Here is a 23,136-nt window from a genome sequence, read left to right on the forward strand (position 1 = left end):
GACACATTCTCCCCGGTTCACCGCGTCATCGAATGCTCCCCTCCCTTCCGGGAGGGGAGTCCGCTAGAAGAACTCCGACCAGGGCTGGTCCCAGACCTGCTTCACGCACAGCACCAGGAACAGCAGTCCGGCGATCGCCAGCATCACGTTGCTGAGTGCGCCGTTGCGCCATTGCACGGGGGTGCGGGAGGAGTTGAGGAGCCAGATCAGGGTGCCGGCGAGGAACGGCAGGAAGGCCGCGCCCAGGACGCCGTAGATGATGATCAGGCGGAAGGGCTGGTCCTGGAAGAGCAGGACGATGGGCGGGAAGGTCAGCCACAGCAGGTACGCGCGGAACGGCCAGGAGCGTTCGCGTGCGCCGGAGGCGACCGCCTCGCCCTTCTGCTCGCCCTGGCCCCGGAACCGGGCCACGAAGTCGGCGAACATCAGGCTCACGCCGTGCCAGACACCGATCAGGGAGGTGTAGGAGGTGGCGAAGAAGCCGATCAGGAAGAACTTGGCCGTCGCCGTGCCGTACTCCTCCTCCAGGATGTCGCTGAGCTGGAGCAGTCCCTTGTCGCCGCTCGCGATGGCCACGTTCGCCGAGTGCAGCAGCTCCGCGCCGACGAAGAGCATCGCGATCACGAAGATCCCGGTGGTGATGTACGCGACGCGGTTGTCGAGCCGCATCACCTTCATCCAGCCGGTGCTCGTCCAGCCCTTGGCGTTGACCCAGTAGCCGTACGCGGCAAGGGTGATGGTGCCGCCGACGCCGCCGATCAGGCCGAGGGTGTTGAGGACGGAGTCCTTCTCGTCGGGCAGGACGGGCAGCAGTCCGGCGAAGGCGTCCCCGAGGTTCGGCGTGACGCGGATCGCGAGATACACCGTGACCACGAACATGACGCCCACCAGGACCGTCATGACCTTCTCGAAGACCGCGTACTTGTTGAACCAGACGAAGACCAGGCCCACCAGTCCGCAGGCGATGGCCCACCACTCCAGGTCCATCACGTCCGGGAACAGGGCCTGCAGCGGCAGGGCGCTGGAGGACATGGCGGCGGCGCCGTAGACGAAGCCCCAGATCACGGCGTAGACGCCGAAGAACCAGATGGTCCAGCGGCCGAGGCTGGCCCAGCCGTCGAACAGGGTGCGGCCGGTGGACAGATGCCAGCGTCCGGCCGCCTCGGCGAGGGAGATCTTGACCAGGCAGCCGATGACCGCGGCCCACAGCAGGGTGTACCCGAAGTTGCTGCCCGCGATGAGGGTGGCGACCAGGTCACCGGCGCCGACGCCGGTCGCGGCGACGACGATGCCGGGCCCGATGTAGCGCCAACGGGACTTACCGAGTGGGGGGTTGTCGTCGGAGGATGCCTCAGTGTCCGTGGGGTTTCCTGTGGTGTCCGCCATGCAGATCAAGAAAGCGTAAAGAGGCGGAACCGGCAAGGGGGCGGGAACGGATCAGTCCGTGCCGCGGAACGACCCGCCGACGACCAGCCCCGGCGCACACCGGCATGTGCCGAGCTCGAACCACAGCGTCTTGCCCACCCCGTCGCGTACCTCGCAGCGAAGGATCCCGTGCGCGGCGGACAGCGTGAGCCGGAAGCGGCTCGCCGCCTGCCGCAGGGCGTTCGCGGCGAGGTCGCTCACCAGTCGCTCCGCCATGTCCACCAGGTCGTCCAGGTCCGCGAGCCCCCATCCCTCCAGCTGCCGGCGGACCTCCGCACGGGCCTGACCGACCGCGGCGGGGCGGGGGTCGTACTCGACGCTCAGATGACCTGCCCCCAGGGGCGGCTGGGGATAAGAGCCGTACAGCATGGGTCCAGGATGGCGGGGCCGGGGTGCGGCCGCAGGGGGAGAAATACCCGATTCCCTACCTGCGTGCGGACTCCGCTACCCGTACTGGAGCCGTACGCTCGCCCCCTCCCGCTCGTCGCGGACGTCGACATACGCGCACACCTGGCGGGCGAACCACAGCCCCTGCCCGGGTTCCGGTTCCACCCGTGGCGGCGGTACGAAGCCGGCCAGCGGGTCGTCGACGCGGCGCGCGACGCGCAGCTCGCAGACGCACGCCGGGGCCTCGCCCCACAGCAGGGCCCCCTGAAGCGGGCCGAGCGCGGCGGCCGCCTCGGCGACGGCGGTGGTGAACAGCTCCACGTCGGCGGCGGGCAGTCCCTGGACGGTGGCCCAGGTGCGCACGGCGTCGGCGGCGGGGGCCGGACCGGGCAGCCGCTCGGCGTCCGCGGGCGGCGCGGGCAGCGGCACGGCGTCGAGTTCGGTGGCGAGCCGGACCGGGTCCACGTAGACGCCGGAGTCGGGGTGGGCCCGGCGGGCGGCGGCGACGATGGCGTGGCCCGCGACCCGGTAGTCGTAGGCGCACAGGGCGGTCGTGGCGAACGGGGCGAAGAGGAGGTTGGCGAGCGCCTCGTAGCGGATCCACTCGGCGGTCTCGCGCGGCGAGCGCCCGGCCCGTCCGCCCCAGACGGGTTCCATGAGCAGATGCATACGGCCGCCGGGGCCGGCGTGGGCGGCGAGGTGGCCGGCGCTGCGGGCGATGGCGTTGGCGGCGGAGCCGGTGTACCACTCGGTGTGCGGGACGAGGACGACGTCCTTCGCGGCGTCGCCGAGGGCGTCGCGCAGGAGGTCCAGGTTGCCGGGCGCGGCGATGGCCACGGGCGGCGGCTCGTCGGGCGCCCCCAGGGCCACGGTGAGGAAGGGCAGGGCGGCGGCGAGGAACTCGTCGTCGCTGTGGAACACCGCCATGCGGTGGTCGAAGCAGTCCTGCGGCGGGGTGGACGGGGCTGGTCGGGTGGTCATCGGTACGGACTCCCCTCGGATACGGGTCGATGGCGTGGGTCGGCCTTGTGAGCCGTGGGTGTCAGCGCTGCGCCGCCACCCAGGCGGCGATCTGGCTGCGGTTGTGGAAGCCGAGCTTGCGCAGGACGCGTTCGACATGGCCCTCCGCGGTGCGCCGGGCGATGACCAGGCGGTCGGCGATCTGCTGATTGGCGAGTCCCTGGGCGACGAGTTCGGCGACCTCGCTCTCACGGCGGGTGAGGCGGACCCCGGGTGCCGAAGGAGCGGACCTGTGGCGGCCGTTCGTCCTGCGGGCGGGCGTGGGCCGGCGCGGCCGGGTCGTGTCGCCGACGGCGTACTCGACGGTCCGGGCGAGGTCGAGTGCGGCGCCGCGCTCGTAGGACCGCTGGTAGTCGGACGGGCCCAGTCCCTCACGGGCCCGGGCCTCGCTGTCGCGGCGGGCCGACTTGAGGGTCGCCGATCCCCAGCGGTCGCGGTCGATGGCGGTCCAGGTGCGGTCGGCGGCGCCGAGCAGGGCGGCCGCCCGCTCGTGGGTGCCCTGCTCGACGGCGGTGCGCGCCAGGAGGTCGAGCGTGAGGGCGATGCCGATGACGTCGTGCACGGCGATCTTCAGCCGCAGGGCCTGCCGGGCGTGGTGCTCGGCCCGCGCCCAGTCGCGCTGCACGGTGTGGGCGAGGGCGAGCATCCGCAGGACGTAGGAGTGCACCCACTCCTCGCCGTGCCGCTCGCACATCCGGCGGGCGCGCTCGCAGACCTCGACGGCACGGTCGGCCTCGCCGAGGAAGCCCAGGGCGCAGGCGAGTTCGACCTGGTCGAGCCCGTGCAGGCTGAGGTGCTGGCCGGGGACGGGGCCGCGCGCGACGCTCGTCTCGAAGTGCCTGAGCGCGGTCGGCAGGTCGTCCATGAACAGGGTGATGACACCGATGACGTACTCGGCGTGTGCCGCCTCCGCCGCGTCGTCGAGGTCCTCGGCCAGCACGTGGGCGTCGCGGGCGAGGGCCAGACCCGCGGCGAGGGCGTGGGTGGCGGCGGCGAGGAGCCCGGCGATCCACAGGCCGCGGGCTCTCTCCGGGGTGGGTTCCGGGTTGGCGGCGAGGGCGCGGTCGATCCAGTGCCGGCCCTCGCGCGGGGCGCCGCAGGCGTGCCAGTAGAACCAGAGGGTGCCGGCCAGGCGCAGGCCGGCGAGGCGTTCGTCCGGGGTGGTGAGGCTGAAGTCGAGGGCGGTGCGCAGGTTGTCCTGGTCGGCCCGCAGCCGGGCCACGATCTCGCGCTGGCCGGGCCCGAACCAGGCGCGCTCGCAGGCGACGGCGCGGCGCAGCATCCAGTCGCGCTGGCGTCGGCGAGCGGCGGGCTCCTCGCCGGGCAGGGCGCGCAGTCGGTCCAGGCCGTAGTGGCGGAGGGTGTCGAGGAGGCGGTAGCGGACGCCGTCGGGTCCGGACTCCCGGGACAGTACGGACTTGTCGACCAGGCCGGTCACGGCGTCGAGGACGTCGTGGGGGTGGAGGGTCGCCCGCTCTCCCTCGCCGCCCGGCGCGCCCGTCGCCGTGCCCGGCGCGCACACCGCTTCCGCCGTCTCCAGGTCGAAGCTCCCCGCCAGCACCGAAAGCCGTGCCCACACCAACTGCTCGCGTCCGGTGCACAGTTCGTGGCTCCAGTCGACCGCGGCGCGCAGGGTCTGGTGGCGGGGCAGGGAGGCGGGGCTGCCGCCGGTGAGGAGGCGGTAGCGGTCGTCGAGGCGGTCGAGGAGCTGGTCGATGTCGAGGACGCGCATCCGGACGGCGGCGAGTTCGATGGCGAGGGGGAGGCCGTCGAGGCGGCGGCACAGGCGGGCGACGGCGGCCCGGTTGGCGGCGGTGAGGCGGAAGCCGGGGACCACCGCGGCGGCCCGGTCGGTGAACAGGGCGAGCGCCGGGGAGCCCTCGAGTGCGCCGAGGGCGCCGTCCGGGTCGGGCACCGGCAGGGGCCGTACGTCCAGGAGGTGTTCCTCGGTGAGGCCGAGGCGGTGGCGGCTGGTGGCGAGGATCCGTACGCCGGTCGTGCCGTGCAGCAGGGCCGCGGCGAGTTCGGCGCAGGCCGTGGGCAGGTGCTCGCAGTTGTCGAGCAGCAGGAGCAGCCGACGGTCCCTCAGCTGTTCCACCAGGGCCTGGAGCGGCGGCCGTGCGGAGTGGTCGGGCAGGTCGAGCGCGCCGGCGGCGGCGAGCGGCACGAGCGCCGGGTCGTCCAGGCCGGAGAGCGGCACGAAGCGCACGCCGTCCGGGAAGGTGCGCCGCAGGGAGGCCGCGAGGCGTGCGGCGAGGCGGGTCTTGCCGACACCGCCGGGCCCGGTCAGCGTGACGAGCCGGGCCCTGGACAGCAGCTCGCGTCCGGCGGCGAGTTCGCCGCGCCGGTCGACGAAGCTCGTCGTCTCGACCGGCAGCCGCCGGTCCCGTCCAGGCGCTGATCCGCCCATGATCAGCCGTTCCTCCGGGGTGATGGACGAAGGGAGCCGGAAAGTCCGCGGCCGGGAGGCGGCGGGTGCGCCGGTCCCCGCCAAGCCGCCGCTCCCGCCGTTCCCCCCTTGCGCGGGTCACCACACTTCCCCCGCCCGGCTCCGTCCCGCACGCCCGGCTCACACCCCCGGGTGGAGTTCATCGGGGACCACTCGGCACCCGGGCCGCGCGCGTACACTGCGCGGCCGATTTTCGGATGGTTCACACCGCCAGGACCCTTCGCACCCTTGACCTGTCCATGCCACCGCCGCACCATGAGCGCCACACCCTCCCCCACTCTCGGCTTCGCTCGAGCGGGGGGACCCCCATCACCTACGTACGTCGCAATGAACCCCACCCCCCACTCCCACAAGGAGAATTCATGCGACTTCGGATACGCGGCTCAGGCGGCCGGAGCGGCAGACGTACCGCCGCCCTCGCCGGTCTGCTCGCCCTCGCCCTCGCGGCGCCGCTCTCGGCGAATGTGTCCGCGAACGCCGACAGCGCCGCCAAGGCGGCCTCCTCGGCCGACGACATCCGCCAGTACGAGGTCCGGCTGCACGGAGGTGCCGAGGCCCGCACGGCACTTCAGCGCACCGGCGTGAGCGTGGACGCCACCGACGACCACGGTGTCGTCGTCTCCGGCCGGGCCGACCAGATCAAGAAGCTCAGGTCGCTCGGCTACGACGTCACCCCGCTCGGCGCGGTCCCCGACCGGTCCGCCGGCGAGGACGACGTCCGGCTCTACGACTTCCCGTCCGGCGACTCGCGCTATCACAACTACGCGGAGATGACGAGCGAGATCAACTCGATCGTCTCGGCCAACTCCTCCATCGCGAGCCAGCGCGTCATCGGTACGTCGTACCAGGGCCGCAACATCGTCGCCATCAAGATCAGCGACAACGTCGGCACCGACGAGGCCGAGCCGGAGGTGCTGTTCACCCATCACCAGCACGCCCGTGAGCACCTCACCGTCGAGATGGCGCTGTATCTGCTGCGCGAGCTGACCTCCGACTACGGCAGCGACTCCCGGGTCACCTCCCTGGTGAACAACCGTGAGATCTGGATCGTGCCCGACCTCAACCCGGACGGCGGCGAGTACGACATCGCCACCGGCTCCTACCGGTCCTGGCGCAAGAACCGCCAGCCCAACTCCGGTTCGTCGGCCGTCGGTACCGACCTCAACCGCAACTGGGCCTACCGGTGGGGCTGCTGCGGCGGCTCGTCGGGGTCGACGTCCTCGGAGACGTACCGGGGCGCGTCCGCCGAGTCGGCGCCCGAAGTGAAGGTGGTCGCGAACTTCGTGCGCGGCCGGGTCGTCGGCGGCAAGCAGCAGATCACCGCCGGGATCGACTTCCACACCTACAGCGAGCTGGTGCTGTGGCCGTACGGGTACACGTACTCCGACACCGCGCCCGGCATGACGGCCGACGACCGCAACGCGTTCGCCGCGGTCGGGCAGAAGATGGCCGCGAGCAACGGCTACACGCCGGAGCAGGCCAGCGACCTGTACATCACCGACGGGTCGATCGACGACTGGCTGTGGGGCAACCAGAAGATCTTCTCGTACACCTTCGAGATGTACCCGAGGTCCGGGGGCGGCGGGTTCTACCCGCCCGACGAGGTCATCGAGCGGGAGACGTCCCGGAACAGGGATGCGGTGCTGCAGTTGCTGGAGAACGCGGACTGTATGTACCGGTCGATCGGGAAGGAAGCCCAGTACTGCAGCTAGCTATTCGGCGCCGGCTTCCTCGAAGTAGGCGTCCAGCACCGCGTCCAACTGCTCGTCCCAGTCCTTGAAGCGCGCCCTGGCCGTCGCCTCGATCTCGATCGGGTACCAGCGGCGGTCAGGGGTGTGCACCGTGACGGTGTAGCGCTTGCCGAAGCGTGGGGACTCGGTCTCGACCGCGCCGATCTCGTCCCAGCGGAACTCGCACTCCTGGTCGTCGAGGGTGAGCCGAACGCCCTTGTGGTCGGCGACGATTCTGGCCCGGCGGTCGGCGGCCTCGAAGACGGGCCCGTCGACGGGGGCCTCGTCCTCGGCGTCCTCCGCGTCGCCATCGACGTCGTCGGCGTCCTCGTCGTCAACGTCTTCCTCATCGACGTCTTCGACGTCGTCCGCGGCCTCCGTCCCGGGCTCGTCGGCGTCATCGAGGGCTGTCTCCTCCGCGTCGGCCTCCTCGGCCGCGTCCTCCTTCTTCGCGCCCTTCGGCGCGACGGACGCGGGCGAGGTGAGACCGGGGATGAAGGCCGGGTCGAACCCGGCGCCCTCCAGGGGCTGGCTGCCTGAACCTATGCGCTGCTCCACAGCCGAGCAGTATGGTCGACAACCCTGTGTCCCGCGCAACCAGCCCCCGCATCGTTATACGAACAGGCTCAGTACCGCCGCGACGACGAACCCGGCCACCGACAGGACACTTTCCAGCACGGTCCACGTCTTCAACGTGTCACGCTCGCTGATGCCGAAGTACTTGGCGACTATCCAGAAGCCGCCGTCGTTGACGTGCGAGGCGAAGATCGAGCCGGCCGAGATGGCCATGATGACCAGCGCGACGAAGGCCTGGGAGTGGTCGCCTCCGGTGAGCAGCGGAGCCACGATGCCAGCCGTCGTGACGATGGCGACCGTCGCCGAGCCCTGGGCGACCCGCAGGACCACCGAAATGAGGTACGACAGGACGATCACGGGCAGGCCCACGTCGTTGAAGGTGTCGGACAGGGCCTGGGCGACGCCGCTGGCCTTGAGGACGGCGCCGAAGACACCGCCGGCGCCGACCACCAGGAGGATGTTGCCGACCGGCTTCAGGGAGGACGTCGACACCGTCTCCAGGGACTTGCGGGACCAGCCGCGGCGGATGCCCAGCAGGTAGTAGGCGAGCAGCAGGGCGATCGTCAGGGCCACGAACGGGTTGCCGAAGAACTCGATCACCGAACGGGGGGTGGAGGGGTCCAGGGCGATCGAGGAGAACGTGGCGGCGAGGATCAGCACCAGCGGCGTACCGATGATGCCGAGGACCGTGCCGAGCGGGACCGGCTTCTCCTGGGGCTCGACCCCGGCCTCCCGCTGCTCGTTGATGACGGCGAGCTTCGCCTCGGCGGCCGCCTCGACCATGTCCTGCGGCACGGCGACGAAGATGCGCTTGCCGATCCAGGCCGAGAACACCCACGCGGCCAGCACCGCCGGGATGCCGCAGACGATGCCCATGAGGATGACCCAGCCCAGCTCGACGTGGAGCAGTCCGGCCGCCGCGACCGGACCGGGGTGCGGGGGCAGGAAGGCGTGGGTCATCGACAGGCCGGCCAGCAGCGGCAGGCAGTACAGCAGAACGGACTTGCCGGAGCGCTTGGCGGCGGCGTAGACGAGCGGCGCGAGGACGAAGATGCCGACGTCGAAGAAGACCGGGATGCCGAAGATGAGGCCGGTGAGGCCCATCGCGAGCGGCGCGCGCTTCTCGCCGAAGAGGTTGAGCAGGCGGGACGCCAGCACCTCGGCGCCGCCGCTGACTTCGAGGATCGCGCCGAGCATGGTGCCCAGGCCGATGATGATCGCGACATGGCCGAGGATGCCGCCCATGCCGGACTCGATGGTGGACACGGCGTCCGAGCGCTGGACGGTGCCGAAGAGTTCGGTGACGGAGAGACCGGCCATCAGGCCGACGACTATGGAGACGGCGAGCAGCGCCACGAACGGCTGGAGCCGGGTCTTGATGATCAGGAAGAGCAGCAGGGCGATGCCGATGGCGGCGACCGTGAGCAGTCCGGCCGTACCGTCGATGAGGAGGAGCAGTCCGCCGGTGTGGGGTGGTGTCTCGGGGGCGGCGGCCGCAGCGAGCGGATGGGGCATTTGGGGGTCCTCTGGGTAAGTACATGAAGCTTTCGGGCAGGGGCGATCGCGGCATGGCGCCCAGGGGGGTGCGGGCGGCCATGCCGTTCACGGCGTGCGGGGGGTGAGGAGGCGTCAGCCCAGTACGGCCAGCGCGTCGATCTCGATGAGCAGACCCGCGGGCAGACCGACGTAGACGGTCGTGCGGGCGGCGGGCGGCTGGGTCAGCCCCTGCTCCTCGAAGTAGGTGTTGTAGATGTCGTTCATCTCGGCGAAGTGGGCGACGTCCGTCAGATAGACGCGGATCATCATCACGTCGTCCCAGGAGGCACCGCCCTCCTGAAGGATCGCCTTGACGTTGGCGAGGGTCTGGAGGGTCTGCTCGCGCAGGGTCGGTCCGGCGGGCGTCGGGGGCTGTCCCTCGACCGCGGGGAGGAAGCCGACCTGGCCCGCGACCTGGAGGATGTTGCCCTTCTTCACCCCGTGGGAGAACTTCGCCGGCGGCGTGGTGTGGGTCTTCGGGGTGAGTGCGGTCTTCTCGGTCATGCGGTGCCCTTCGCTGAGGTTCTGCCGGAGTACTCGCCGCTGATGTCGCCCGCCGTACGGCGCACCAGCGGCAGCAGGGTGAGGAGTTCGTCGGCGGTGACGACGACGTTCGGTGCGGAGACCGACATCGCGGCGACGACGCGGCCGTCGGCGCCGCGGATCGGCGCGGCGACGCAGTTGATGGACTCCTCGTGGCCACCGAGGTCGGTGGCCCAGCCCTGTTCGCGCACCTTGGCCAGCTCCCGGAGGAAGGCCTCCGGGTTCGGGGTCGAACGGGCCGTGTACATGGGGTAGTCGAGCTTCTCGGCGAGGGGGCGGCGCTCGTGCTCGGGCAGGTCGGCGAGCAGCAGCTTCGCCACGGCGGCGACGGTGATGGCGACGGGTTTGCCGATCCGCGAGTACATCCGCACCGGGTAGCGGCTCTCGACCTTGTCGATGTACAGCACCTCGTCCTCCTCGTACACGGCGAGGTGGACGGTGTGTCCGCACTGCTCGTTCAGCCGTACGAGATGGGGGTGGGCGATCTCGCGGATGTCGAGGTTCTCCATCGCCTCCTGGGCGAGGGCGATGAGGCGGGCGCCGAGGCGGTAGCGCTGGTCGGACTGGCGGTAGACCATGCCGTGCTCATGCAGGGTGCGCAGCAGGCGCAGCGCGGTGGACTTGTGGACGCCGAGGCGGTCGGCGACCTGGCCCAGGTCGGCGGGGCCCTCGGCGAGCAGCGGCAGGATGCTGAGCGCCCGGTCGACGGTCTGGCTCATGGCGTACGTACCTCCTCGTCGGCCCGCTCGATGGCTTGCGTCCAGCCGGGGCCGAGTCGAAGTTTCTCCCACGCGGCGTCGTCGAGGGCGGTCAGGCGGTCGGTGGTGTCGCGGGCGGGGGGTGCGGCGAGGTCGCCGGGGGCGGTGAGGGTGGCTGCCGCCCAGAGGTGGCCGTGGCGCAGGCGGTCGGGGAGCGGCAGTTCACGCAGGGTCGCGGAGAGGAAGCCGGCGGCGAAAGCGTCACCGGCGCCAGTGCTCGCTACGACGTCCACAGCGGGTGCGGGTTCGAATGTGGTCGAACGATTGCCCGCAGCCTGGGGGAGGCGGCTGGGCGCAGCGCTGTGCACGGCTTGCGACGGGCGGTCGCCGGCCGACCCGAGGGGCGGGGGGAACTGCGCGACCAGCCCGCCACCACCCGCGGACGACACGAATGCGGTAGCCCCCACTCCTCCCTGCTTCACCACCAGCACATGCGGCTCGGGCAACGCATCACGCACGGCGTCCGGTCCCCCCGTGATCCCCCAGGCCTCCTCCGCCTCGTCCTCCCCCACGAACACGAGATCGGCACCACGCGCCAGTTCCAGCAGCACCCGCGGACCGTCGACGTCTCGCCACAGCCCCGAGCGGTGATTCACGTCGAAGGACACAAGGGGGCGCCCGGCACGCGGAGCGGTCAGCTCTCGCATCAGGCCGAGACAGTCCTCCGACAGCGCCGCCGTGATCCCCGACAGATGCAGCACCCGCCCCGAACGCACCGCTCTCAGGTCCACGTTCTCCACGGACATCGCCGAAGCCGCCGACCCCGCCCGGTAGTACGCCACCTCATGGGCGTCCGTGGCCCGGTCCCCAGCCGTGCGGAAGTACACACCGGTCGGACGCGCGGAATCCCGCCCCACCGCCGAGACATCGACGCCGTACGCCCCGATGGCCTCGACCAGATGGTCGCCGAACCCGTCCGCGCCCACGCGGCTCACCCATCGCACGGAGTGCCCGGCGGCGGCGAGCCCGCACGCGACGTTGGACTCCGCGCCCCCGATCCCCCGCTCGAACGACGGCACGTCGGCGAGCCGCCCGGGCCGTGTGGGCAGGAACGTGACCATGGACTCGCCGAGCGCGACGACATCCACGCCGTCGGGGGCATTGCAGGGTCCGGTGATGGTCACGATCGTCGTGGCTCCAGGGCTTGTGCGGGTGGATCGGCGGCTCCGTTGACCCGCGGTTGGCCGAGATGTTAGACAGCGGTAAGCGATATACGCAATGGGTGTTGCAGTAAGTGCAACACCGCTGATCAGGGAGGTTCCATGCGCAACGAGGCGCTCGCCCGTCTGGCCGAGGAACGCGTCGACCACCGCTTCAAGGGCCTCCCCCCGGACGCCGACGGCCTGACCGTCGCCGAGCTGGCGGCCCAGCGCCGCAACCTGTTCACCGACGGCTTCGCCACACCCGTGCTCGCGCTCTCCGCCGAGCACCTGGAGCACAACCTCGACCTCATGGAGACCTACGCCACCCGGCACGGCCTCGCCTTCGCCCCGCACGGCAAGACCTCCATGGCCCCGCAGCTCTTCCAGCGGCAGATCGAGCACGGCGCGTGGGGCATCACGCTCGCCGTGCCGCACCAGGTGCGGGTGGCGCGGGCGTACGGCACCGAGCGGATCTTCCTGGCGAACGAACTGGTGGACGCGGCGGCCCTGCGCTGGATCGCGGCCGAGCTCACCGCCGATCCGGCCTTCCGTCTCGTCTGTTACGTCGACTCGGTGCGCGGCGTGGAGCTGATGGACGCGGCACTTCGCGACGCCGGGGCCACCCGGCCGGTGGACGTCGTGGTCGAGCTGGCGGCCGGCGAGGGCGCCCGGACCGGGGTCCGCACTCAGGCCGAGTGCGCGGCCGTCGCGGACGCGGTGGCGGGCGTCGCGACGCTGCGGCTCGCCGGTGTCGCGGGCTACGAGGGCGAGGTCCCGCAGGCGAACCCGGAGCGGGTGCACGCATGGCTGCGCAGGCTGGTGACGCTGGCCGTCGAGTTCGACAAGGCGGGCCGGTTCGCGGGGCTGGAGGAGATCGTCGTCAGCGCCGGCGGCAGCGCCTGGTTCGACGCGGTGGCCGACGTGTTCGCCGAGATCCCCGAACTCTCCGTCCCCGTACTGAAGTTGCTGCGCTCGGGCGCGTACGTCTCGCACGACGACGGCCACTACCGCAAGCTGACCCCCTTCAACCGGGTCCCGCAGGAGGGCGCCCTCGAACCGGCCTTCCGGCTGTGGGCCCAGGTCGTCTCCCGCCCCTCCCCCGAGCAGGCCTTCGTCAACGCGGGCAAGCGGGACGCGGCCTACGACCTCGATCTGCCGTTCGCGCAGGTGGTCCGTCGCGACGGGGCCGAGCGCCCGGCCACCGGCATCTCGGTGACCGCCCTGTCCGACCAGCACGCGTGGCTGGCGACGACCGGGGAGGCGGACCTGGAGGTCGGAGACTGGCTCGGCATGGGGCTGTCGCACCCGTGCACGTCGTTCGACAAGTGGCAGCTGATCCCTCTCGCCGAGGCGGACGGGACGGTCGTCGACTACATCCGTACGTTCTTCTGAGTCCGAGGGGTGGCTGTCGTGGAAGAGCTAGTCATTCGGGACGCCGATGTCGTGGACGGCGGTGGCGGTCCGTCCTACCGGGCCGATGTCGTCGTGGACGGCGGTCGGATCGTGTCGATCGTGCAGGAGGCGGCCGCGGCCGGCTGTCAGCGGCCGAAGGCGCGGCGGGAGCTGGACGCCGAGGGGCTCGTCCTCTCCCCCGGCTTCATCGACATGCACGCCCACAGCGACCTGGCGCTGCTGCGGGACCCCGATCACAGCGCCAAGGCCGCACAGGGCGTCACGCTCGAAGTCATCGGCCAGGACGGGCTGTCGTACGCCCCGGTCGACGACCGCACGCTCGCCGAGGTCCGCCGCGCGATCACCGGCTGGAACGGCAACGGCGACGACATCGACTTCGACTGGCGGACGGTGGGCGAGTACCTGGACCGGCTCGACCGGGGCATCGCGGTCAACGCCGCGTACCTCATCCCCCAGGGCACGGTCCGTGCGCTCGCCGTCGGCTGGGAGGACCGGGAGGCGACCCCGGACGAGCTGGACCGGATGCGCCGGCTGGTCGCGGAGGGTCTGGAGCAGGGCGCGGTCGGCCTGTCGTCGGGGCTGACGTACACGCCGGGCATGTACGCCAAGGACGCGGAACTGACCGAGCTGTGCCGGGTGGTGGCGTCGTACGGCGGCTACTACTGCCCGCACCACCGCTCCTACGGCGCCGGGGCCCTCGAGGCGTACGAGGAGATGGTGGCCCTGACCCGGGAGGCGGGCTGCTCCCTGCACCTGGCCCACGCCACCATGAACTTCGGCGTGAACAAGGGCCGGGCGCCGGAACTGCTGACCCTGCTGGACAAGGCGCTCGCCGAGGGCGCCGACATCAGCCTGGACACCTACCCCTACACGCCCGGCTGCACGACACTCGTCGCGATGCTGCCGAGCTGGGCGAGCGAGGGCGGTCCGGAGGCGATCCTGGCCCGTCTGTCGGACGACGGCACCGCCGAGCGCATCCGGCACCACATGGAGGTCATCGGGGCGGACGGCTGCCACGGTGTGCCCATCGAGTGGGACACGATCGAGATCTCGGGGGTCAGCGACCCGGACCTCGTGGACCACGTGGGCCGCACCGTCCGGCAGTCGGCGGACGCCCGGGGCGAGGCCCCCTGGGTGACCGCTCGCCGTCTGCTCCTCCAGGACCGGCTGGGCTCGACGATCCTCCAGCACGTGGGCCACGAGGAGAACGTGCGCACGATCATGCGGCACCGCGTCCACACGGGCGGCTCGGACGGCATCCTCCAGGGCACGAAGCCCCATCCGCGGGCGTACGGCACGTTCCCGCACTATCTCGGCCACTACGTACGGGAGTTGGGGGTGCTGTCCCTTGAGGAGTGCGTGGCCCATCTGACCTCGCGCCCGGCGGCGCGGCTGCGCCTGCCGGACCGGGGGCTGGTCCGCGAGGGATACCGGGCGGACCTGGTGCTGTTCGACCCGGAGACGGTAGCGGCGGGCTCCTCCTTCGAGGAGCCGCGCACGCTACCGACGGGCATCCCGTACGTCCTCGTCGACGGCCGCTTCGTGATCGAGGACGGCCGCCGCACGGACGTACTGGCGGGACGCGCGATCCGGAGAACGCCCGCCCCGTGACGGCTACGGCTTGGGCAGCACGCACCCGCTCGCGTTCAGGTCGAGCTTGTTGTCGACGCCGAAGCAGGCGGGGATCTGGTAGGTCTCCTGGGCGTAGTTGATGCCCTGGCGAACGGTGACGTTGCCGCTCTCGTCGACCTCGCACGGGTTGTTGACCGTGCAGCGCTCACCGGACTCGTTGCCGGTGTTGTTGACGGCGACGACCTTGTTGGTGGCCTGGTCGATGACGGGGGAGCCGGAGGTGCCGCCGATGGTGTTGCAGGCGGAGGTGTAGCGGACCGAGTCCTTGAAGGTCCAGTCGCCTTCCTTGAGGCGGTAGGCGAACCCGTCGATGTTGCAGTTGTACAGCCGCTTCCAGTAGCCGGAGGCGACCGTGATGGCCGTGCCGGCGGTCGGGTGGCTGTCGGCCACGGTCAGCGCGTCGATCCCGTACGAGCTCTTGATCTGCGCGTACGTGGTGGTGAGCTGATAGATCGACACGTCCGTGTCGGTCATGGTGCCGTAGGCGATCTTGTTGGCGCGCAGCGTGGCGACCTTGCTGCCGGAGGCGTTGAGCAGACTGAACGTCCGGCTGGAGGCCCGGTCGACGACGACCTCGCCGGGGCCCGGCATGCCGGTCTCCAGACAGTGGCCGTTGGACATCACCAGCGCGGGGTCGTTGTCCTCCGAGGCGGGGAACCGGACGACCGAGCCCGAGCAGTTGCTGAGCGCGACGGTACCCGCGAAGTTGACGGCCTTGGCCTTGGGCTTGGGCTGCAGGACCTGGCCGAGGCTCTCCGTGGCGGAGGTGACGGTGTCCCGGACCACGGAGGTGACCGAGTTCGTGTCGACACCCTTGCCGAAGGACTGGGCCGTGTCCACGTCGGCCGCGGACGCGGGTGCGGCGCCGGCCCCGGCTATCGCCAGGGCGAGGAGGGCGGCGCCGAGCGGTTTTCTCATGTGGGGGTCCCCTCATACGAGGAGGGTGACCGAAGAATCTCCGGTCACCCGCACTTTTGTCATGCGCATTGTCACGCAAGAGGGGGGTGCGGACAAGGAGTTGATTACCGGTGAGTTCGGGCCGTAGGGGTTTCCCTATCACGGCGTGTGCGGGACTCCGGCCGGACCGCGCAGGACGTTCACGAGAGGGTGATGAGATCACCACAGTCGGCGTGAGTGCTATCCCTTGCCCGGCCTTCAACCGGGCTTCTTGGTGCTGCCCTGCCCTCGTCCGGGGTTGTTGCCCGAGTTGCCCGGGCCGTTCGCGGTAGGGGTGGCCGTCGGCGCGGACGGGCCGGTGCCCGTGGCGGTCGGATCGGCCGAGGGCTGTGCGGTGCCGCTGCCGGAGCCGGCGCCGTCCGACGCGGACGGGCTCGCCGAGTCGCCCGGCGAGGGGCTTCGGGAAGGGTCGGCACCTTCGGGCGTGCGGTCACCTGCCGACGCGCCCGCGGAGGGCCCTCCCGGCACCGGCAGGTCGTCGGGCGTCGTGCTCGTCCGGTCGCTCTTGGTCCGCGTACCGCCCTCCGAGGGGGACCCGGACAGGGCGAACCCGGCTATCAGCGCCGCCGCCGACGCCGCTCCCACCGCGCCGGCGGCCACCACGAAGCGGGGTGAACGCCAGACGCCGGGCTTGCGCCGGGCCCTGCGACGGCCGCGTCCCTTGTTCGAGTCGTCGGCGTAGTCGTAGCCGTCCTCGTAGACGTAGTCGTAGGCATCGCCCTCACGGGCGCCGGCCGCCCCATCGACCACCGGAGGCAGCTCGGTCGTCTCGTCGTAGGCGTTCTGCCAACCGTGGGCGGCCGCGGGGTCGATGTACTCCTCGTATACGGGAGCCGACTCGCCATATGGGTGATACACGTTCGGAGGAGCCTGGAATCCATCGCCCTCCGGGCCCACACCCTGAACGGGGGGAGTGGCGGCGGAGTGATTCACGCCGCTCGCTCCATACATCCCGTTTTCGCGCTCAGAAGGGCTGGACATGAGCGCGCATTCTAGAGACGGGAGAGGCCCCTGGGACAGTTACCGCGGATAACAGCCCAAACCCCCGCGTCTCACGTGTCGGAAAACACGACCCAAGGGCCGTTACCGGGCCGTAAGCTCCTGACATGCAGGTGATCCAGTCGACGAAGCTCGCCAACGTCTGTTACGAGATCCGGGGCCCGGTGCTCGAGGAGGCGATGCGGCTCGAGTCGGCGGGGCATCGGATCCTCAAGCTGAACACCGGCAACCCGGCCGCGTTCGGCTTCGAGTGCCCGCCCGAGATCCTGGAGGACATCCTCCGCAACGTGTCGTCGGCCCATGGCTACGGCGACGCGAAGGGCCTGCTCGCGGCGCGCCGCGCCGTCGTCATGCACAACCAGACCCTGGGCGTCGAGACCGACGTCGAGCATGTCTTCATCGGCAACGGCGTCTCCGAGCTGATCGTCATGGCCATGCAGGCCCTGCTCGACGACGGGGACGAGGTGCTGGTCCCGGCACCCGACTACCCGCTGTGGACCGCCGCCGTGTCGCTGTCCGGCGGCACCGCCGTCCACTACCGCTGCGACGAGCAGTCCGACTGGATGCCCGACCTCGCGGACATCGAGCGCAAGGTCACCGACCGCACCAAGGCCCTCGTCATCATCAACCCGAACAACCCGACGGGCGCGGTGTACGACGAGGCCATGATCCGGGGGCTGACGGACATCGCCCGCCGGCACAACCTCCTGGTCTGCTCCGACGAGATCTACGACAAGATCCTCTACGACGGCGCCACGCACACCCCGACCGCCGCCATCGCCCCCGACCTGCTCACGCTCACCTTCAACGGCATGTCGAAGGCGTACCGCGTCGCCGGGTACCGGGTGGGCTGGATGTCGATCTCGGGCCCGCGCGCCCACGCCGACTCCTACATCGAGGGCCTCACGATCCTCGCGAACATGCGGCTGTGCGCGAACATGCCGGGCCAGCACGGAGTGGTCGCCGCGCTCAGCGGGCGGCAGACCATCAACGACCTGGTGCTGCCCGGCGGGCGGCTGAAGGAGCAGATGGATGTCGCCTACGAGCTGCTGACGCAGATCCCCGGCGTCACCTGCGTACGGCCGAAGGGGGCGCTGTATCTCTTCCCGCGCCTCGACCCCAAGGTCTTCAAGATCAAGGACGACCGGCAGATGGTCCTCGACCTGCTGCGGCGCGAGAAGATCATGGTCGTCCAGGGCTCGGGCTTCAACTGGCCGGAGCCGGATCACTTCCGGGTGGTGACCCTGCCGACGGTCACCGACCTGCGGGACGCGATGGGACGGATCGGACGGTTCCTCGACGGCTACGGCCAGCCGTGACCCTGCGTGTACGGACGGTCCTCTTTTGTGAACCGCTCAACTTTAGACAGAATCTAAGCTAGGATGGTTTCCTGTCAGCGCACAGGAGGCCATCCCCATGTACGAACCGATCCGAACCAAGTCGGTCCACAGCACGATGGCCGGCAACACCACCGACTTCCCGCACCGCTCGCGCGAGGAGGAGCTGGACATCCAGCTCGCCGGCCATCTCGCCGCGCTGCTCGGTGTCACGGACGAGCTGCGTGCGTCGGCGCCCTCTGAGGACCTGGACGTCGCGGCGGAGCGTCTTGCCGCCGAGGTGAGCCGACTGCGGGGCGGGCAGGCACCGGCCCGCGCGGGTGCCTCCGGTGGTCAGGCGAAGCTCGCGGCGCTGCATCGTCGCGCGCATGCCCTTGCCGGGCGGGCGCTGGTGGTCGCCGCGTCTCGTGCCGATACCGCGGCCGCGATTCTCGCCGCCGAGCGGATGGATGCGCACGCTGCCGCGCAGGCCGAGCCGCAGGAACTGACCGGCGTCGGCTGAAACCCCCCTTGAACGGCCCCGGTGCGTGTGTGCCCCGCAGCCCGCGCGGACCGGGTTGCCTCAGTTTGCTGGGTGGCGGCTGACGGTTGTGAGGGCTGGTCGCGCAGTTCCCCGCGCCCCTTGGCGGCACTGACGCTCCCCCGTGTTGTAACGGGACCGGTATGACACCTGCCGTTCACCCCCGTTGACGGGGAACGTTGGGTTCCGTGAGGAATCTCCTCGGCGTGAGACGTATCGCTGGAATCATCCTCGCGGTGCTGCTGATCGGTGGCGTGGTGGTCGCCGTCGTCGCGGGCCGCAGCAATGGGGACAACGGCACGGCAACGAAGACCGTGCAGGCAGTGATCGGATCGGAGAAGGCAGAGTTCTTCGCCGATCCCGACGTGGTGAAGGCCCTCGCCGCCAAGGGCTACACCGTGAAGGCCGAGACCTCCGGGTCCTGGGCCATGGAAGGGCTGGACCTCAAGGGGTACGACTTCGCGCTCCCGTCGAGCCAGGCACCCGCCCGTGAACTCGCCGCGAAGTACAAGGTGACGGGGACGCTCCCCCGCCCCTTCTACTCGCCCCTCGTCGTAGTGGCGCACAAGAACGCCGCCGAGGTGCTCGCGGACAACGGGCTCGCCACGCTGGACGAGGCGCACCGCGGGACCCTGAGGATGGCCGCCTATCTGGACGCGGCGCGCGCCGGCCGTACCTGGCAGCAGCTCAAGGGCGCCAGGAAGCACGGGGAGTTGACCGGCACGGTCTACCTGTCCAGCACCGACCCCGAGACCTCCAACTCCGGCGCCCTCTATCTGGCCGCCGCCTCCTACGTCGAGAACGGCGGCAAGGTCGTCGCCGGAGCGGCCGAGATCGACCGCACCACACCGCTGCTGCACAAGCTGATCAGCGTGCAGGGCGCCCAGCAGTCCGGCAGCGACGCGGTGTTCCGGGACTTCGTCAGCGGCGCCGGCAATCCGCTCGTCGTGGTCTACGAGTCCCAGGTCGCCTCCCTGGCGGCCCAGGGACAGCGGCCCGACGACCTGGTCGTCCTCTACCCGGACACCACGGTCAACAGCGACCACACCGTCGTACCGCTGACCGAGGACGGCAAGGCCGTCGCCGCACTCCTGTCCTCGGACCCGGCGTTGCGCGAGCTGGAGGTCCGGCATGGGTTCCGTCCGCAGGGCGAGGCCACCGGGTTCGCCTCGGACACCACGTATCTCAAGCAGGAACTGACCGGCGTCCACCAGGCCGCCGTGCCCACCTCCAAGGTGCTGCACGAGCTGGCGCGACGGGCGCGCGGATAAGGGGGGCAACAGCACAATGAGCACCAACGACGACACGTTCGTCCTGACCCCGCCGGAGCCCGTGGCCGCCGTGCCGCGCGAGAAGGCCGGCGGACTCGTCCCGGTCGACGACGGTGTCCGCAGCGACATGGCCGGCAAGGCGTCCGCCTATGTGGAGGGGCTCGCCGGACTCGACGCCCGCTCCCCCGAGTTCGCCGGCAAGGTCGGTGAGATCACCGCGCTCGGCGCCGGGGAGATGCGGACGGCGGCCGCGCAGTCCAACCGCATGCTGGAGCGCACCATCCGCAGCCTGCCCGACAAGAGCGGGGACGCCCAGTCGCAGGTCGCGGGCTCGCTGGTCGAACTGCGGAGGGTGGTCGAGGACCTGGACCCGCGGGATCTGCCCGCCTCCAAGGGACGCAAGTTCCTCTCCAGACTGCCCGGTGGCAACAAGCTGCGGGACCACGTCGCCAAGTACGCCTCCGCACAAGGCACCCTGAACAGGATCGTGGGGTCGCTTCGCGGCGGACAGGACGAGCTGCGGCGCGACAACGCCGCGCTCCAGACCGAGCGGGTGCGGCTGTGGGAGACCATGGGCAAGCTCCAGGAATACGTCGTGCTGACGGAGGCCCTGGACACCGCCGTCGAGCAGCACATCGCGCAGGTCGTCGACCCGCAGCAGGCCGACGGTCTGCGCGCCGACATCCTCTTCCCGGTCCGGCAGAAGCACCAGGACCTGCTCACCCAGCTCGCGGTGTGCGCGCAGGGCTACCTCGCCATGGACGTCGTACGCCGCAACAACGAGGAGCTCATCAAGGGCGTCGACCGGGCGGCCACGACCACCGTCTCGGCGCTGCGGATCTCCGTGATGCTGGCCTCCGCGCTCGACAACCAGAAGAAGGTCATCGAGCAGGTCAACGCCCTGAGCGGGACCACCGAGGACCTCATCCGCGGCAACGCGGAGATGCTCGCCACGCAGAGCGGGGAGATCCAGCGCATCGCCGCCGACCCGGCGGTGGGAGCGGAGACCCTGCGCAGCGCCTTCCAGCAGATCTACCGCACGCTCGACGCCATCGACTCCTACAAGGTCCAGGCGACCGAGGCGATGGCGGCGACGGTGGAGAACCTCACCGCCGAACTCCAGCAGGCGAGCGGCTATCTGGAGCGCAGCCGCTCGCAGGGCGCGCTGGAGGGTGGTCTCGGATGAGAGCACGCATCCTCGCGCCGGCGCTCGCCGCGCTGGCGCTGCTGACTTCCTGCACCTCGCAGAAGGCGGCCGACGAGCCCGACAACGCCCCGAGACCCGGCTCGCTGCGCGTCCTCGCCTCCAGCGAGCTCGGCGACATGACCCCGATCCTGGACCGGATCGCCGACGACACCGGCATCGAGGTCCGGCCCACCTACATGGGCACACTCGACGCCGTGGAGATGCTGGCGAAGGGCAAGGCGGACGGGCGGTACGACGCGCTGTGGCTGTCCTCCAACGACTATCTGCGACTGCGGCCGGAAGCGGCGAAGAAGGTCGTGTCGGAGACGCCGGTCATGTCGAGCCCGGTCGCCGTCGGGGTGAAGCCGGCGACCCTGGGCGAGCTGGGCTGGCAGCCGGACGACGTGACCTGGTCGCAGATCGAACAGGCCGTACGGGACGGCAGGCTCACCTACGGCATGACGGACCCGGCCCGCTCCAACTCCGGCTTCGCCACCCTCGTCTCCGTCGCCTCCGCCCTGTCCGGCGCCCAGTCCGCCCTGACGGACGCGGACGTCGACAAGGCGACCCCGCGGCTGAAGGAGTTCTTCAAGGGGCAGAAGCTGACGTCCGGTTCGTCGGGCTGGCTGGCGACGGCCTACAAGCGGCGTGGGAACGTCGACGCGCTGCTCAACTACGAGTCCGTCCTCAAGGGCATCCCGGGCCTGACCGTGATCCGCCCCAAGGACGGCGTCGTCACCGCCGACTACCCGCTCTCCTCCCTCGCGTCGACGAACGCCGCGACCCGCGAGGACGTCCGCCGCCTCACCGAGGCGCTGCGCACCGACGCCATGCAGCGGCTGATCACCGAGCGCACCCGTCGCCGCCCGGTCGTCGCCTCCGTCGAGCCCGCGCCCGGCCTCGACACCGGCCGGCGGCGCGAACTGCCCTTCCCGGGCAGCCGTTCCGTCGCCGACGGACTGCTGGACTCGTACGAGAACGAGCTGCGCCGCCCGTCCAGGACGGTGTACGTCCTCGACACCTCCGGTTCGATGGAGGGCGAGCGTCTGGAGCAGCTGAAGAAGGCGCTCACCGACCTCACCGGGGACTTCCGCGAGCGCGAGGAGGTCACGCTGATGCCGTTCGGGTCGGGGGTGAAGAGCGTGCGCACCCATGTCGTGGAGCCGTCCGACCCGAAGTCCGGTCTCGCGGGGATCCGCCGGGACACCGACGCGCTCACCGCCGAGGGCGACACCGCGATCTACACCTCGCTGGAGGCGGCCTACGAGCATCTGGGCTCCGGAGGGGACACGTTCACCTCGATCGTGCTGATGACGGACGGCGAGAACACCGCGGGCACCGACTCGGCCGGCTTCCACGCCTTCTACATCGGCCTGGACCGCGAGCGCCGGGCGACGCCCGTCTTCCCCATCCTCTTCGGCGACTCCAGCAAGTCCGAGCTGGAGTACATCGCCGAGCTGACCGGCGGCCGGCTCTTCGACGCCCAGCAGGGGTCGCTGGACGGCGCCTTCGAGGAGATCCGTGGCTACCAATAGGGCAGTGGCGTATCTGGAGTCCCGCAAGAACATCGCCGGGAGCGGGTGCGGGCTGGTCGGCCTGGTGCTGACGTTCACGGGCGTGGCGGGACCGTACTGGCCGGTCGTGGTCGTGGGCCTGTACGGCGCGGGCGCGCTGATCGCCCCGCCGGAGCGGCCCGCGCCGCCCGACTTCCCGGACCCCTCGGCCCAGCTGGACGAACTGCGCGGCGACTTCGAGAAGCTGCGCGGCTATCTGACGGACGTCGAACTGTCGGTCACGGCCGCGGCCCGTCTCCGCGAACTCACCGAGCTGCTGACCGCACTGCTCGACAAGGGCTGGGTCGCCGAACTCCTCGCCCACGATCCGGAGGGCGTGCACGTCCTCTCCCGGATCGTGCGGCGTGATCTTCCCGAGGCCGTGGACAGCTTCGTACGAACACGCTGGTGGACCCGAATGACACCGGGCACGGACTCACCGGAGCTGCATCTGGAGCGACAGCTGGGTCTGCTGAAGAAGGAGGCGGAGGCCATGGCGACGGCCCTACGAGAGACGGAGGCAAGACGCCAGGAGACCCACACCCGCTACTTGGAAGACCGCTCACAGTAACGCGCCCCTCCAGGGGCGCGGGGAACTGCGCGAGCAACCCCCACGGCGCCGCACCCGAAAACGGCGAAGACCTGCCGCTGTCCCACTCCCCGTCGGGGCGGACGGAAGGGACAACGGCAGGCCCAGGGCCA

At 70.8% G+C, this 23,136-nt stretch carries 20 protein-coding genes; 9 read left to right on the forward strand and 11 right to left on the reverse strand.

Translation table 11 applies throughout. The features are described from left to right. Positions 1 to 63: 63 nt before the first annotated feature. The 4 genes from ACFPQ9_RS15005 to ACFPQ9_RS15020 form a co-directional block, all read right to left on the reverse strand. Positions 64 to 1,386, reverse strand: coding sequence for an Nramp family divalent metal transporter (locus ACFPQ9_RS15005; protein WP_380852794.1), 1,323 nt, complete (start codon positions 1,384 to 1,386; stop codon positions 64 to 66). A 51-nt stretch (positions 1,387 to 1,437) separates the two neighbouring features. Continuing rightward, a complete protein-coding gene (locus ACFPQ9_RS15010) occupies positions 1,438 to 1,794 on the reverse strand; it encodes a hypothetical protein (RefSeq protein WP_380852797.1) in 357 nt (118 codons plus the stop codon). Positions 1,795 to 1,869: 75 nt separating this feature from the next. After that, complete coding sequence (locus ACFPQ9_RS15015) at positions 1,870 to 2,793, reverse strand: anti-sigma factor RsbA family regulatory protein (RefSeq protein WP_380852800.1); 924 nt, start codon at positions 2,791 to 2,793, stop codon at positions 1,870 to 1,872. A gap of 61 nt (positions 2,794 to 2,854) precedes the next feature. Continuing rightward, positions 2,855 to 5,242 (reverse strand): ATP-binding protein, encoded by a 2,388-nt coding sequence (locus ACFPQ9_RS15020; RefSeq protein ID WP_380852803.1) that lies wholly within the window; start codon positions 5,240 to 5,242, stop codon positions 2,855 to 2,857. Positions 5,243 to 5,643: 401 nt separating this feature from the next. Here ACFPQ9_RS15020 and ACFPQ9_RS15025 point away from each other — a divergent pair, with 401 nt between their 5' ends. Beyond that, entirely contained in the window at positions 5,644 to 6,993 is a 1,350-nt protein-coding gene (locus ACFPQ9_RS15025) for a M14 family metallopeptidase (RefSeq protein ID WP_380852806.1), read from the forward strand. Here the strand turns inward: ACFPQ9_RS15025 and ACFPQ9_RS15030 are convergent, their stop codons facing one another. The 5 genes from ACFPQ9_RS15030 to ACFPQ9_RS15050 all read right to left on the reverse strand — a co-directional run bounded on the left by ACFPQ9_RS15030 (position 6,994) and on the right by ACFPQ9_RS15050 (position 11,548). Beyond that, positions 6,994 to 7,569, reverse strand: coding sequence for a hypothetical protein (locus ACFPQ9_RS15030; RefSeq protein WP_380852809.1), 576 nt, complete (start codon positions 7,567 to 7,569; stop codon positions 6,994 to 6,996). Between the two features lie 54 nt (positions 7,570 to 7,623). After that, the gene (locus ACFPQ9_RS15035) at positions 7,624 to 9,102 is read right to left on the reverse strand and encodes a GntP family permease (protein ID WP_380852812.1); all 1,479 of its coding nucleotides are present in this window, start codon (positions 9,100 to 9,102) and stop codon (positions 7,624 to 7,626) included. 114 nt (positions 9,103 to 9,216) lie between these two features. Further along, positions 9,217 to 9,627 (reverse strand): RidA family protein, encoded by a 411-nt coding sequence (locus ACFPQ9_RS15040; RefSeq protein ID WP_030952013.1) that lies wholly within the window; start codon positions 9,625 to 9,627, stop codon positions 9,217 to 9,219. Beyond that, complete coding sequence (locus ACFPQ9_RS15045) at positions 9,624 to 10,385, reverse strand: IclR family transcriptional regulator (RefSeq protein WP_380852816.1); 762 nt, start codon at positions 10,383 to 10,385, stop codon at positions 9,624 to 9,626. The genes ACFPQ9_RS15040 and ACFPQ9_RS15045 overlap by 4 nt, the downstream gene beginning before the upstream one ends. After that, on the reverse strand, positions 10,382 to 11,548 hold the full coding sequence (locus tag ACFPQ9_RS15050) for a sugar kinase (RefSeq protein ID WP_380852818.1): 1,167 nt from the start codon (positions 11,546 to 11,548) through the stop codon (positions 10,382 to 10,384). The genes ACFPQ9_RS15045 and ACFPQ9_RS15050 overlap by 4 nt, the downstream gene beginning before the upstream one ends. Positions 11,549 to 11,686: 138 nt before the next feature. Between ACFPQ9_RS15050 and ACFPQ9_RS15055 the strand changes: the two genes are divergently transcribed. Together ACFPQ9_RS15055 and ACFPQ9_RS15060 are read left to right on the forward strand one after the other, a co-directional pair. Then, positions 11,687 to 12,958 carry an amino acid deaminase gene (locus tag ACFPQ9_RS15055; RefSeq protein ID WP_380852821.1) on the forward strand — a complete coding sequence of 424 codons (1,272 nt, stop codon included), beginning with the start codon at positions 11,687 to 11,689 and terminating at the stop codon, positions 12,956 to 12,958. 18 nt (positions 12,959 to 12,976) lie between these two features. Continuing rightward, the gene (locus ACFPQ9_RS15060) at positions 12,977 to 14,590 is read left to right on the forward strand and encodes an N-acyl-D-amino-acid deacylase family protein (RefSeq protein ID WP_380852824.1); all 1,614 of its coding nucleotides are present in this window, start codon (positions 12,977 to 12,979) and stop codon (positions 14,588 to 14,590) included. A gap of 3 nt (positions 14,591 to 14,593) precedes the next feature. Here the strand turns inward: ACFPQ9_RS15060 and ACFPQ9_RS15065 are convergent, their stop codons facing one another. Both ACFPQ9_RS15065 and ACFPQ9_RS15070 read right to left on the reverse strand, forming a co-directional pair. Further along, positions 14,594 to 15,529, reverse strand: a complete 936-nt coding sequence (locus ACFPQ9_RS15065; RefSeq protein WP_380852827.1) for a S1 family peptidase — start codon at positions 15,527 to 15,529, stop codon at positions 14,594 to 14,596. A 237-nt stretch (positions 15,530 to 15,766) separates the two neighbouring features. After that, positions 15,767 to 16,426: a hypothetical protein gene (locus ACFPQ9_RS15070; protein WP_380852830.1), complete on the reverse strand. Its 660-nt coding sequence runs from the start codon at positions 16,424 to 16,426 to the stop codon at positions 15,767 to 15,769. Between the two features lie 248 nt (positions 16,427 to 16,674). On the opposite strand from ACFPQ9_RS15070, the gene ACFPQ9_RS15075 reads away from it, so the two are divergent. The 6 genes from ACFPQ9_RS15075 to ACFPQ9_RS15100 all read left to right on the forward strand — a co-directional run bounded on the left by ACFPQ9_RS15075 (position 16,675) and on the right by ACFPQ9_RS15100 (position 23,005). Next, a complete protein-coding gene (locus ACFPQ9_RS15075; RefSeq protein WP_380852833.1) occupies positions 16,675 to 17,886 on the forward strand; it encodes a pyridoxal phosphate-dependent aminotransferase in 1,212 nt (403 codons plus the stop codon). A gap of 97 nt (positions 17,887 to 17,983) precedes the next feature. Continuing rightward, positions 17,984 to 18,406 (forward strand): SCO4983 family protein, encoded by a 423-nt coding sequence (locus ACFPQ9_RS15080; protein ID WP_380852836.1) that lies wholly within the window; start codon positions 17,984 to 17,986, stop codon positions 18,404 to 18,406. A 224-nt stretch (positions 18,407 to 18,630) separates the two neighbouring features. Next, complete coding sequence (locus ACFPQ9_RS15085) at positions 18,631 to 19,695, forward strand: hypothetical protein (protein WP_380852838.1); 1,065 nt, start codon at positions 18,631 to 18,633, stop codon at positions 19,693 to 19,695. A 16-nt stretch (positions 19,696 to 19,711) separates the two neighbouring features. Further along, entirely contained in the window at positions 19,712 to 20,881 is a 1,170-nt protein-coding gene (locus tag ACFPQ9_RS15090) for a toxic anion resistance protein (protein WP_380852841.1), read from the forward strand. Beyond that, positions 20,878 to 22,416 carry a substrate-binding and vWA domain-containing protein gene (locus ACFPQ9_RS15095; protein WP_380852844.1) on the forward strand — a complete coding sequence of 513 codons (1,539 nt, stop codon included), beginning with the start codon at positions 20,878 to 20,880 and terminating at the stop codon, positions 22,414 to 22,416. The genes ACFPQ9_RS15090 and ACFPQ9_RS15095 overlap by 4 nt, the downstream gene beginning before the upstream one ends. A gap of 4 nt (positions 22,417 to 22,420) precedes the next feature. Continuing rightward, entirely contained in the window at positions 22,421 to 23,005 is a 585-nt protein-coding gene (locus ACFPQ9_RS15100; protein ID WP_380853896.1) for a hypothetical protein, read from the forward strand. The last annotated feature ends 131 nt before the right edge of the window (positions 23,006 to 23,136 follow it).

Origin of the sequence: Streptomyces coerulescens, assembly GCF_042657965.1 — a bacterium.
Taxonomy (GTDB): Bacteria; Actinomycetota; Actinomycetes; order Streptomycetales; family Streptomycetaceae; genus Streptomyces; species Streptomyces coerulescens.